Below are 12,514 nucleotides of genomic sequence, written 5' to 3' on the forward strand. Positions count from 1 at the left end.
CCTGTCTTCTTCGATCAGCAGCGGCGCATCACGAATTCGCTGGGATCAAAGCTTGTGGTTGTCTCGAAGAACTCGTCAAACTCGATGCCCTTCAAACCATTCTCGAGCGCTTCGAGCGCTCCGGCTTCAGTTGCCACTTCAAGATTCTGCATAATATGCTCCCGTTCGTTATCGGACGGAAAATGCTTTCTGCATCCCCGAGCATGAGCCTAGGGCAACTCCGCTGGTGAGGCTAGAGCAAAATGACAGAATTTATCAATTTATTTGAATCCTGTGTCAATAAAATCATCATTCATTCAGAATGCGGCCATTATGAACAAATGGTCGCGTATTCTTGCACATGAGTTTGCGAAATAAAAGTCAAGCCGTACAGCTGGTTTGGGCAGCTAGAGGTTCTTCTCTGCGTAGATCCGCAGGGCATCCCTGACGAAGGTGGCCCCTGATTCGCCGCCGTAATTGGCTGCGAACCGCGGGTCAGCGACGTACATCTCTCCGAGCCCCGTGACGTAACCCTTGGCGTCTCCGCCAGGTGCCGCCGTCGGGGTTCCCGGGACGCCGCGGAGCCACTCGACGTGGCGCTGCGCGAGGTCCTGCGCTTCAGCACTGTCAGGTGAAACCCCGGATTCTGAGGCGGCGATCCAATCCGTGCCCAATTTCCGGACGCGGTCCTTCCACTGCTGCTTTTCGTCGGCGCTCATCCCGCGCCACCACGAATCACCGGCGGCGTAGGCATCCTTGCCCCAGCGCTCCTCCACCTCGTCCTTGTACTGAGTGTGGTCGAAGCCGTCAAACATGTTCTGTGCCATGTACTTTCCATCCCCTTTCATTGTGTCGATGGTTTGCCGAACGGAGGCGATCTGCCGGGTCAGCCTGTCTTGCTCCTGGGCAAGCCATTCCAGATGGCTGCTCAGCGCTTTGACGGTATCGGTCTCGCGGTCAAGAACTTCGGCGATGGCCGGAAGGCCCAGCCCTAGCTCCCGGAGCAGGAGGATGCGTTGGAGCTGAACCAGGGCCGGACCGTCATAGTAGCGGTAGCCGTTATGACCGGTCCGGCTTGGTTTCAGCAACCCGATGTCGTCGTAGTGACGCAGCGTGCGGCTGGTGGTGCCTGCGATCTTGGCGATCTCCTGAATTGACCAGTCCATACGTCCTCCGTCCTGTGCTTGTTCTTCGACAGTAGAGGTTGACGTTACGTCAAGGTCAAGGGGATGGTGGCAAGCACTTAGTCGGCCAGGATCAGGTAGAGCGCCCGGCGGGTTTCGTCCAGTTTCTCGATGGCAGCTTGACGCTGTTCGTCGGTAGCGGCTGCACGGAACTGGTGGATGACGCCCATGAGCTTGCCGACGCTTTGGTGGAATGCTGCACCGGTTCCATCAGCCTCTGTGTTCCAGGCGTTGGCGAGTTCTTCCTCGTGTTCGGCGACATATGCCTTGCCGTCATCCGTAAGGGTGAACTCGGTGCGGCGTCCTTCGCCAACAGCCACGATGAGTTCCTCATCCACCAGCTGCTGCAGTGTCGGGTAGACCGAGCCGGGGCTGGGACGCCATGCACCGGACGTCTTCTCGGCGATGGTCTTGATCAGGCCGTAGCCGTTGGACGGGGCTTCGGCCAGGAGCGAGAGAATTGCTGCCCGGACGTCGCCGCGGTTGGCCCTGCGTGTTCCACCGGGACCGAAGCCCCGAGGCCCAAATCCGGGTCCGAAGCCTGGGCCGAAGCCACCGGGACCAAATCCGCCGCCGCCGTGTCCGCCCGGCCCGCGCCGGCCCTTGCCTCGGTTGAAACGGCCTCGGCCCTGTCCGTGTTCGGGATGTCCGTGATCGTGCTCGGGGAATGAGTTGTTGTTTTCGTTGATGCCTTTCATAACAGCATCGTCCTTTCGGTTGTTGTTACGCCGAAGGAGTATCGGCGATAGTTAACGATATATCGGTAACTATCGAGACGTCAAGACCCGAAATCGGGATGTGAGAGAGCGACGCCGAAAAGCCCGGGGGATGTGAGAGAGCGTTGTTAAAGCACGACGGCGGGTGGCAGCTTCCGTAGGGAAGCCGGCACCCACCGTCGTGAATGGTCTAAAGCGACGTAGCTATTTCCACCAGGTATCGAAGATGGTGACCGGAACGGTGCGCTTGTGACGCGTGCGCAGGTACTTCTGTTCCAGCAGCTCTGCCGCGTCCTCGGGAACGTCGCGGCCTTCGAGGTAGTCGTCGATGGTGTCGTAGGTGATACCGAGCTCGTCTTCGTCGGTACGGCCGGGCTTGTTGTCCAGGAGGTCGGCGGTGGGAACCTTCTCCCAAACCCTTGATGGTGCGCCAAGCTCTGCCAGGAGTGCGCGGTTCTGGCGTTTGTTCAGGCCGAACAGCGGCAGGATGTCCGCGCCGCCGTCGCCGAATTTCGTGAAGAAGCCCGTCACGGACTCGGCGCCGTGGTCCGTGCCGATCACCAGGTAGTTGTGTTCACCGGCCAGGGCGTACTGGGCGATCATGCGCGCGCGTGCTTTGGTATTGCCCTTGTGGAAATCGGAGATGGGAGCGCCGGTGGTCTTCTCGAACTCGTCCTCGAAGCCGTCCACAGCCTGGGAAATGTTGTAGGTCCACTCGGTCTTGGCCTTGATGAAGTCGAGGGCTGCCTGAGCGTCGTCTTCATCGTGCTGGATGCCGTAGGGGAGGCGGACGGCTACAAAGTTTGCGTCCACGCCCTCGGCTTCCAGTTCCTCAACGGCCAACTGGGCGAGGCGGCCGGCAAGGGAGGAATCGATGCCTCCGGAGATGCCAAGAACGAATCCTTTGGTGTTGGTCGCCTTCAGGTAGTCCTTCAGGAAAGCGACGCGCTTGCGGACCTCCTCTGCGGGGTTGATCCGGGGCTGGACGCCCATTTCTTCAATGATCTTGGCCTGGAGTTCGCGCATGTATTCCACACTAGTCAGCCCGGCTGCGGACGCTCAACCATATTGCGGACTTCCAGCCCACGTGTCAGTTATTTAGAGGGCACCGGACCTGTGGAGCCGCGGACGGTGAGGTGGGTCGGCATGACTGAGCGGCTGCGGTTTCCGCCGCCGGCGAGGGGATTCAGCTGGGCCAGCAACATGGACACGGCCACGCGTCCGGCCTGTTCAATGGGCGAGCTCATGGTGGTCAGGGGTGGGTTGCAGAAGTCCGCGCCAAAGATATCGTCACAGCCCACGATGCTCATGTCCTCCGGCACCCGCAGGCCGCGTTCACGGAGCCGTTGCAGCATGCCGATTGCAATGAGGTCGTTGAAGACGATGCACGCAGTGACCCCGCTGTGCACGGCTGCGTCTGCTGCGGCTGCGCCGGATTGGGTTTTGGGTGCGAAGGGTCCGATTCTGCGGACATCGACTCCGCGTTCCTCGGCGGCTTCGGACAAGGCAGTCCACCGCCGGGCACTGGACTGCGAAACGGCGGGACCTGAGACGTACGCAACTGACGTGTGGCCCAAGGAAATCAGGTGGTCCAAAGCCTGCGGCATGGCTGAGGGGGTGTCGATGAGAACCGCAGGAACGCCGTCGACGTCGCGGTTAACGGTGACCATGGGCATCCTGGCCGCGGCAGCGGCAAGTGCTTCGTCGTTGAGGCGGGACGCCGCCACAATGACGCCGTCGGCACTTTTGCGCAGCTGCTCCAGCGTGCTGGCCTCAACCTCGTCCGATTCCTCCGTATCAACCAGCAGCTGCGTGTAGCCGGCCGCCTTCAGTTGAAGCTGTGTCCCCCGGATGAGGTCGAAATAGAAGGGGTTGGTAATGTCCGGAACCAGGACGCCCACGGCACCTGTCCGGCCGGAGCTCAATGCTTTCGCCTGGGAGTTGGGCGTGTAATTAAGCTCGACGGCGGCGGCCTGGATCCGCTCGCGGGTGCGGATATTGACGCGCTCCGGATTGGCGAGGGCCCTCGAAACGGTGGACGCTGCGACGCCGCAGTGCGCAGCGATGTCATGGATGGTGGCAGGCCGGCCTGTTGCCATGGGTTGCGTCGCCATGGGCGTTCCTCTCTGAACAGCAAACATGGGCGTTCCTCCCGGAACGACAAGATCATCCGGCTGTGACTACTGCCACACCGTTGAATAAGGATGACACAGGATGGCAGGGAATGGCAATCGGTTGTCAACTGCGTGCCAAGCTGGCTAAACTCAAGGGACAAGACTCGCCTGTGAAGTGCGTCACCGCGACCCTCGGGTGCCGCAACAGGACTACCTAGGAGATTTCGTGACTCAACCCAGTGCCGTGTGGAGCCTGTCCGGTTTCGGCGACGAAGTAGACCCCGATCCCGCCGTCCAGGCCGCCGTGCTGCTGGCCCTTGGTGCGAGCCACATCGAAGTCCGCAGCGCGTGGGGGACCAACGTTTCAGAACTTGAGCACGACGCTGTGGTGAGGCTCAAAGCCATCCTGGACGACAAAGGCCTCAAGGTTTCAGCTGTTGCCAGCCCCATTGGCAAAGTGGATGTCAGCCTCCCCGTGGAGCATGAGGTGACCCGGCTTCGTCAGATCATCTCTGTGGCGAAGGCCCTGGACACAAAGTACGTCCGTATCTTCTCCTTCTACCGCGGCGAAGGCCAAGAGCAGGAGGAGATCCGGGAGGCAGTCATGGAGCGCATGTCCGCTCTTGCTGCGGAAGCCGCAGCTCATGGCATTGTCCTGCTGCATGAAAACGAGAAGGGCATCTACGGTGATACTCCGGATCGCGTCCTGGACATTATGGAGACAGTCAACTCGCCGGCGCTCCGGGTGGCATGGGACAACGCCAACTTCGTCCAGGTAGGCGTCAAGCCCTACACCGAGGGATATGCCATCCTGCGTCCATACCTCGAATACCTTCAGGTTAAAGATGCCATCGCCACAACCGGTGAAGTAGTTCCCGCCGGTGAAGGAGACGGTGAACTGGATGCCACCATCAGCGCCCTCGCTGCCGATGGCTACACCGGCTTCGCCTCACTTGAGCCGCACCTGGCCAGTGCCCACGAGCTCGGCGGTTACTCCGGCCCGGTTGCTTTCGGAATCGCGGCCCGGGCCTTTGCGGGCCTTGCCGCCAAGAATGGCGTGGACCTGGTCTAAAAGCGCGGCACCAAGACAACCCCAGCATTAACCTTCGAAGGAGCAGGTATGCCTACAGCAGCAGTTATTGGTTGCGGCGACATCTCGACCATCCACTTCGCGGCCTTGGCCACCATGGACAATGCCGAATTGGTGGCGGTTTGCGATACCGATCCGGACAGGTTGCAAGCGGCGGAAGCCGCCCACGGCGTCCCTGGCTACGCGGACTACCTGGACATGCTCCAGAAGGTGCGTCCCGACGTCGTGCATGTTTGTACGCCGCACCACCTCCACGCCTCCGTTGCCGCTGACTGCCTGGAGCGCGGCGTCAACGTGATCGTCGAGAAGCCGCTGGCCCACACCCTGGCCGAGGGGCAGCGGTTGATTGAGGTGGCGGAGCGGAGCGAAGCGAAGATCGCTGTCTGCTTCCAGAACCGGTACAACGCGACCTCGCAAGCCATGCATGAACTGCTCGACGGCGGCACGCTGGGCCAGGTGATCGGCGCCTCGGCAACTGTCATGTGGCACCGGGACGCCAGCTACTACCGCAACCGCCCATGGCGGGGGACCTGGGCGGAAGGCGGGGGTGGGCTGATGATGAACCAGGCCATCCATACCGTGGACCTGCTGCAGTGGTTGGTGGGCGATGTTGCCAAGGTGGAGGGCCATGCGTCCACCCGTTCCCTGGGCGGCGTGATAGAGGTGGAGGACACCGCGGAGTTCGTTGCCGAGCACGTCAACGGCGCGCGCAGCGTCTTCTATTCAACGCTGGCCAACGCGGTGAATGCGCCGGTGACCCTGGATATCGTCACAGAGAAGGCGACGCTCAGCCTGCGTGGCGACCTCACGGTGAGCTACGCCGACGGCACGGTGGACGTCATCCCGGAGAGGGTGGCTGAGAGTGGTGGCAGGTCCTACTGGGGCGTGTCCCATGAGCTTCTAATCGCGGATTTCTACAACAAGCTGCAGGATGCCGGGCCTTTCTGGATCAACCCTGCCGAGGCCGGAAAATCCTTGAGGATCATCAAGGATATCTACGCGCAAAGCTACCCGGAGATGGCTGACCGGGTGGGTTGATCGGCGCCTGTTATGCCATCTTGGCAACAATCTAAGAAACTTTTGACAATCGGTTGCCAAGATCACGCAAATTCCGTACTGTAAATCTCACACCCAAGAAAAGTGTGGCGCAGGCCACACACTCAAGCTCTGACTCGCATCAGGCTATGACTCAGTAGGAGCCAACAATGAAGTTAGGTCCCAAGGCGGCAGCAGCCGCCATCGTACTTAGCGCCTCCCTGGCGCTCACCGCATGTGGCGGCGGGAATGCCGGCGCCGGAGCGGGTTCCACTTCAGGAGCTAAGACAGTCACCGCACTGACGCTGGGCACCCTCCGGGACCTCACCTCATGGGACCCGGCACAGGCTCACGTAGGCCACGCGCTCCAGCCGTATCAGGCAGCCTACGACTCCCTGATCCTCCGCGAACCGGACGGCAAGCTCAGCCCCATGCTGGCAACCGCGTGGAAGTACAACGACACCAACACCAAGCTCACCGTGGACCTCCGCACGGATGTCACCTTCAGCGACGGAGCCAAGTTCGACGCCGCTGCCGCCAAGGCGAACATGGACCACTTCAAGAAGGCCAACGGCCCGCAAATGGCCCAGCTGGGGTCAGTTTCCGACGTCGCAGTAGTGGATGCCGACACGATCGACATCAACCTCAGCGCACCGGAACCGGCCCTCGAATACTTCCTCAGCCAGGCCGCAGGCCTGATGGGAAGCCCCGCAGCACTGGGCACGGACGCCATCAAGACCGTGCCCGTAGGTTCCGGTCCTTATGTGATGGACAAAGCCGCCTCCGTCAAGGACTCCCAGACGGTCTTCAACGCTCGCGAGGGTTACTGGAACAAGGACCTCCAGAAGTACAAGAAGCTCACCCTCAAGGTCCTCCTGGACCCCACCGCCCGCACCAACGCACTGGTCTCCGGCCAGATTGACGCAACCCTGCTGGATCCCAAGAACGGCAAGCAGGCCGAGGGCGCCAAGATGAAGCTCGAAACCAACCAGGTTGACTGGTCCGGACTGCTCCTGCTGGACCGTGACGGCACCAAGAACCCGGCCCTGGCAAACGTCAAGGTCCGCCAGGCCATCAACCATGCCTTTGACCGCAAGACCATCCTGGACCAGGTCATGCTGGGCCAGGGCACTCCCACCACGCAGCCCTTCGGCAAGGACAGCGGCGCTTGGAGCGAGGAACTGGAGAACTACTACAGCTACGATCCCGAGAAAGCCAAGCAGCTCCTGAAGGATTCCGGCTTTGAAGGCAAAGTCAGCATTGACGTTCCCACACTTCCCGGTGCTGAAACCCTCATCTCGGTCATGAAGCAGCAGCTCGCAGATGTGGGAATCACGCTGAACCCGGGTGCGGCCATCACCAACACCTTCACCGCGGACGTTGCCGCGCAGAAGTACCCGGCCCTGTTCTTCAACCTCTTCCAAGGCCAGCCCACCGTGGCAATCGACCAGATCGTTTCCACCAAGGCCCTGTACAACCCGTTCAAGACCACCACCCCTGAGCTTGAAGCCAAGATCGCGGCCGTGCGCACCGGTGGCGCCGACGCCGGCAAGCTGGCCCAGGAAGTCAACAAATACGTGGTGGAGCAAGCCTGGTTCGCCCCGCTGTTCCGCGTGAACCAGATGTACTACCACAACGACAAAGTGAACGTCACCCCGCAGGTCCAGCAGGCCGTTCCGTCCATCTACAACTACTCGCCCGCCAAGTAGGAACCCATGATCAAGTTCATTGCGAAAAGACTGGGCAGTGGTCTGGTGGTGTTGTTCGTCGTCTCGGTCCTCACCTTCACCCTGCTGTACACCTCCAGCGGAAGTATCGCCCAGAACATTTTGGGGGATCAGGCAACACCTGAACAGGTTGCTCTGAAGGAACAGGAACTGGGACTCGACCAGCCACTCTTCGTCCGCTACTTCGCGTGGTTGGGCGATGCCCTCACAGGTAACCTCGGTGCCTCCTGGTTCACCTCGGAGCCGGTAGCCAGCTCCCTGGCCACCCGCATCCCGGTCACCATGACCATGGTCTTCACCGCAATGATCCTGATCGCCATCTGCGCAGCACTGATCGGTGTTGCCGCAGCCGTGAAGCGCGGCTGGGTGGACAGGGTGGTCCAGATCGGCGCGATCGTGGGGGACTCCATCCCCGGGTATGTGATCGGCGTGTTCCTGGTAACCATCCTGGCCATCCAGCTGGGTTTCTTCCCCGCCACCAGCACCATCTCCCCGGAGGTGGGCCCGGAGGCCTGGGTCTACTCCATGACCCTTCCGGTGATCGCGTTGCTGATCAACGGTGTGACCGGCGGTGCGCAGCAGATCCGTTCCGCCGTCATCAAGCAGCTTGAACGGGACTACGTCCGGACGCTGCGCAGCCGTGGCATCGGAGAACGCGAAATCCTCTTCAAGCATGTGCTCCGCAGCGCCGCACCTGCAGGTTTGACCGTCTTGAGCCTGCAACTGATCGGCATGCTGGGCGGCGTGGTGATCATCGAGCAGATCTTCGCCCTTCCTGGAATGGGTCCGCTGGCTGTGGCAGCAACCACCCAAACCGATCTTCCCGTGGTCATGGGAGTGGTGATGTACACCGTGGTGGTGGTCATCGTCGTGAACCTCCTGGTGGACATCCTCAATGGTTGGCTCAACCCGAAAGTACGTGTCTCATGAGCGACTCCGTAGATTCAGCAGCAGTATCCGCAGACTCCATGGGCGTCGCGGCAAAAACAGGCCAGAGCGGCACGGTGGTCCGGTCCACCGTGATGCGCCGCCTCCTGAAGAACCCCATGGGCATCGCCTCGCTGGTGATCCTCCTGACGATCGCTGTGCTGGCCATCCTGGCGCCGGTGATCGCCCCTTTCGAAGAGAACTTCGCCAACATTTCCAAGACCCTGGCCGCTCCGGATTCAGTCAACATCATGGGCACGGACAGCGCAGGGCGCGATACCTGGAGCCGCCTGCTCTTTGGTGCGCAGCTCACCCTCTTGTCCGCGCTGCTGTGCGCAGGCGTCGCGATTGCCATCGGACTTCCGGCAGGCCTGATTGCCGGCTACTACGGAGGTAAATTCGAAGCAGTCTCCAACTGGGTGGTCAGCATCCTCATGAGCCTGCCCGGCCTGATCGTCCTGCTCACCATCCGTGCAGCGTTCGGCCCGTCCGTATGGATCTCCATGATCGCTTTCGGTGTGCTGATCAGTCCTTCCTACTTCCGGCTCACCCGCACCGCGGTGCAGTCGGTCCGGAACGAGCTCTACGTGGACGCTGCCCGGGTTTCGGGCCTGTCCGATCTAAGCATTATTGCCCGCCACATTTTCTCCGTGGTCCGCGCACCCATCATCATCCAAACCGCCGCAATCGCCGGTGTTGCCATCGCCATTCAGTCCGGGCTTGAGTTCCTTGGCCTGGGCGATCCCACCAAGGCCACCTGGGGCGTCATGCTCTCCGAAGGCTTCAAGAACGTCTACCTGACCCCGATTCTGCTGCTCTGGCCGGCACTGGCCATGGCGCTCACCATCGGCGGACTCGTCCTGCTGGGCAACGCCATCCGCGACGCCTTGGAAGACGGCGAAAAGATCAAACACCGCAAGAAGCGTGCGGCTGCAACAGCCGAAAGCACAAGTTCTTCTGCAAGCACGACGCCGGACCCCGCCAAGGCGCGCCAGTCACGGAAGTTTGTGGCCGCCGTCGACGCCGGAACCGAGCACCACCTGGTCAAGGTGACCAACCTGGGGGTCGGCTATCCGCAGGCTGACGGGTCCATCAAAAAGGTAGTGGATGACGTTTCCTTCCACGTGGACCGCGGCGAAATCCTGGGCATCGTGGGCGAGTCAGGTTCGGGCAAGTCCCAAACCGCGTTTTCCATCCTGGGCCTGCTGCCGGACAACGCGCGGATTGTGGGTGGTTCCATCCAGTTTGATGGCAACTACACGGTGGCCCCCGGTGAAGACCGCGTCAGCCAGGAGAGGTTGTCCAAACTACGCGGCAAACGGATTTCCTACATCCCCCAGGAGCCCATGAGCAACCTGGACCCGGCGTTTACCATCGGCTACCAGCTGGTCACACCCATGGTTCGAGTCCTTGGAATCTCCAAGGCTGAAGCCCGCACACGCGCCCTCAAGCTGCTTACCGACGTCGGAATTGCCAACCCGGAACTCACCTTCAATGCTTACCCGCATGAGGTCTCCGGCGGAATGGCCCAACGCGTGCTGATCGCCGGTGCCATCAGCTGCGAACCGGACCTGGTGATCGCGGACGAACCCACCACCGCCCTGGACGTCACCGTGCAGGCCGATGTGCTGGACCTGCTGCGTGAACTGCAGCAGCGCCTCAACATCGGGGTCATCCTGGTGACCCACAACTTCGGTGTCGTGGCCGACCTTTGCGACCGCGTGGCCGTGATGCAGAACGGCCGGCTGGTGGAAGAAGGGACCGTCCGGGACATTCTCCGGAACCCGAAAGAGCCTTACACACAGACCCTGCTGGGGTCCATGCTCGAAGGAAAGACGCCCATGACCATGCTTGTATCCAAGCCTGGATCGGCAGCACAGTCCGGATCAGCAGCACAGAAGGAGCCGGTGGCATGAGCACCTCTCTTGATTCATCGCAGAAGTCTCCGCTCCTTTCAGTGGAGAACCTGGTGGTGGAATACCCCAGCAAGCGGTTCCGGGCGAAGCCCTTCCGGGCGCTGACGGACATCAACATCACCATCGGCCAAGGCGAGACCTTGGGCCTGGTGGGGGAGTCCGGTTCCGGCAAGACCACTCTTGGCCGCGCCGTCCTGGGCCTTGCCCCGGTCACCGCAGGAAAGGTGATCTTTGAAGGCAACGACATCAGCAACGCTTCGCGGAAGGAACGCCGTACCCTGAGCCGGGACCTGCAGGTGGTCTTCCAGGACCCCTACACCTCGTTGAACCCTGCGCTGGAGATTGGTGACATCCTTGCCGAGCCCCTCGGCGTGCAGGGGATGGAGCCTGCTGCGGCCAAGAAAAGAGTCAAGGAACTGCTGGACCAGGTGGGCTTGCCGACGGACGCGATCCACCGTTTGCCGCGCGAATTCAGCGGCGGGCAGCGCCAACGCGTTGCGATCGCGCGGGCACTTGCCTTGTCCCCGAAGCTGATTGTCTGCGACGAACCCGTCAGCGCACTGGACCTCTCCACCCAGGCCCGCGTGCTGGACCTGTTCCTGCAGATCCAGAAGGACACCGGCGTTTCGTACTTGTTCGTCTCACACGACCTCGACGTCGTGCGGCACATCAGCCACCGTGTGGCCGTCATGTATCACGGTGAAATCGTGGAGCAAGGCCCCGCCGAAGTTGTCACCCGCGATCCCGAACACCCCTACACCCAGCGGCTGCTGCTTGCCTCGCCGGTGCCCGACCCTGACCGGCAGGAACAACGCCGGGCAGACCGCCACCGCCTACTCGCAAACCAGCACAACCAAATCGAACAGCAAGGTGCCGTGGCCTGAACAGCCAGGCATCACACAGAACATCCAGGGTCCGGAAGGGCCCGGAAACCCCCGGAGGAAAAAGTGGCCACAATAGGCGTCCAAGCCATGATGCTGAAGGACAGTTTTGCTGACTTTGGAGCGTTCGAAACGCTCCGCAAGGTCAGTGCGATCGGCTATAACGCCGTCGAAATTTCGCAGATCCCCATGACGCCGGAGAACGTGGACGAGCTGGACCGCTCCCGCTCGGAGCTGGGCATGGACATCGCCGCGCTTTCGGTCAACATTGAAGGCCGCAAAGGCATGCCCGTGGAATCACTGGCGGACAATTTCGACAAGATCGTGGACGACGCCAAGCGGCTGGACAGCTCGCTGCTGCGCATCGGGATGCTTCCGTTCGGGGCCATGAAGTCACTGGACTCGGTGGTTGAATTCGCCAAGCAAGCCAACGGTTACGCCGAACGGCTCCAGGAACACGGCATCAGCCTGTATTACCACAATCACCACATCGAGTTCGCGAAGTTTGACGGCAAGTACATGCTGGACATCATCGCCGAAAACTCCCCGGCCATGGGCATGGAAATCGACGTCCACTGGGTGCAGCGCGGCGGCCTCGATCCCGTGCGGACCCTGGAAAAGTACGCCGGCAATACTGCCATGGTGCACCTGAAGGATTACAGGATCGGCCAGATGCCGGAATCGTCCTTCGGGCTCCTGGAGAAGGGCGACTTCCCCGGGTTCATGGCCGAGTTCCGCAACGTGGTGCAGTTCGCCGAAGTGGGCGAGGGCAACCTGGACTTCCCCTCCATCATTCCGGCCGCCGTCGCCGCAGGAGCCCGTTACCTCTTGGTGGAGCAGGACGAACTCTATGGGCGGACCGTGTGGGATGCGCTCCAGACCTCGTACGACAACTTGGTGGCCATGGGCCACGCCGACCTTTTCTAGATTTCAGCCACTTCCCGG

At 61.4% G+C, this 12,514-nt stretch carries 12 protein-coding genes; 7 read left to right on the plus strand and 5 right to left on the minus strand.

Annotation, left to right across the window (positions count from 1 at the left end; genetic code table 11):
- Positions 1–14: 14 nt before the first annotated feature.
- The 5 genes from LDN70_RS02580 to LDN70_RS02600 form a co-directional block, all read right to left on the minus strand.
- Positions 15–152 (minus strand): hypothetical protein, encoded by a 138-nt coding sequence (locus tag LDN70_RS02580; protein WP_160147613.1) that lies wholly within the window; start codon positions 150–152, stop codon positions 15–17.
- A 234-nt stretch (positions 153–386) separates the two neighbouring features.
- Positions 387–1,145 (minus strand): MerR family transcriptional regulator, encoded by a 759-nt coding sequence (locus LDN70_RS02585; protein WP_223941640.1) that lies wholly within the window; start codon positions 1,143–1,145, stop codon positions 387–389.
- Between the two features lie 77 nt (positions 1,146–1,222).
- Positions 1,223–1,861, minus strand: coding sequence for a PadR family transcriptional regulator (locus LDN70_RS02590; RefSeq protein ID WP_223941641.1), 639 nt, complete (start codon positions 1,859–1,861; stop codon positions 1,223–1,225).
- Positions 1,862–2,083: 222 nt separating this feature from the next.
- Positions 2,084–2,905, minus strand: coding sequence for an NAD(+) synthase (gene nadE, locus LDN70_RS02595; RefSeq protein ID WP_166841224.1), 822 nt, complete (start codon positions 2,903–2,905; stop codon positions 2,084–2,086).
- A gap of 68 nt (positions 2,906–2,973) precedes the next feature.
- Positions 2,974–3,993, minus strand: a complete 1,020-nt coding sequence (locus tag LDN70_RS02600; RefSeq protein WP_166841225.1) for a LacI family DNA-binding transcriptional regulator — start codon at positions 3,991–3,993, stop codon at positions 2,974–2,976.
- Between the two features lie 226 nt (positions 3,994–4,219).
- Between LDN70_RS02600 and LDN70_RS02605 the strand changes: the two genes are divergently transcribed.
- From LDN70_RS02605 to LDN70_RS02635, 7 genes are all read left to right on the plus strand, one after another.
- Complete coding sequence (locus LDN70_RS02605; RefSeq protein WP_223941642.1) at positions 4,220–5,065, plus strand: sugar phosphate isomerase/epimerase family protein; 846 nt, start codon at positions 4,220–4,222, stop codon at positions 5,063–5,065.
- A 48-nt stretch (positions 5,066–5,113) separates the two neighbouring features.
- On the plus strand, positions 5,114–6,121 hold the full coding sequence (locus LDN70_RS02610; RefSeq protein WP_166841227.1) for a Gfo/Idh/MocA family protein: 1,008 nt from the start codon (positions 5,114–5,116) through the stop codon (positions 6,119–6,121).
- Between the two features lie 167 nt (positions 6,122–6,288).
- Positions 6,289–7,827: an ABC transporter substrate-binding protein gene (locus LDN70_RS02615; RefSeq protein WP_223941643.1), complete on the plus strand. Its 1,539-nt coding sequence runs from the start codon at positions 6,289–6,291 to the stop codon at positions 7,825–7,827.
- Positions 7,828–7,833: 6 nt separating this feature from the next.
- Positions 7,834–8,775, plus strand: a complete 942-nt coding sequence (locus tag LDN70_RS02620; RefSeq protein ID WP_166841229.1) for an ABC transporter permease — start codon at positions 7,834–7,836, stop codon at positions 8,773–8,775.
- Positions 8,772–10,688, plus strand: a complete 1,917-nt coding sequence (locus LDN70_RS02625; protein ID WP_223941644.1) for a dipeptide/oligopeptide/nickel ABC transporter permease/ATP-binding protein — start codon at positions 8,772–8,774, stop codon at positions 10,686–10,688. The genes LDN70_RS02620 and LDN70_RS02625 overlap by 4 nt, the downstream gene beginning before the upstream one ends.
- Positions 10,685–11,572, plus strand: a complete 888-nt coding sequence (locus tag LDN70_RS02630) for an ATP-binding cassette domain-containing protein (protein WP_223941645.1) — start codon at positions 10,685–10,687, stop codon at positions 11,570–11,572. Before LDN70_RS02625 ends, LDN70_RS02630 begins: the two co-directional genes overlap by 4 nt.
- A gap of 63 nt (positions 11,573–11,635) precedes the next feature.
- Complete coding sequence (locus tag LDN70_RS02635) at positions 11,636–12,496, plus strand: sugar phosphate isomerase/epimerase family protein (RefSeq protein WP_223941646.1); 861 nt, start codon at positions 11,636–11,638, stop codon at positions 12,494–12,496.
- Positions 12,497–12,514 lie beyond the last annotated feature (18 nt).

The sequence above is a fragment of the Arthrobacter sp. StoSoilB22 genome, from assembly GCF_019977315.1.
GTDB lineage: Bacteria > Actinomycetota > Actinomycetes > Actinomycetales > Micrococcaceae > Arthrobacter.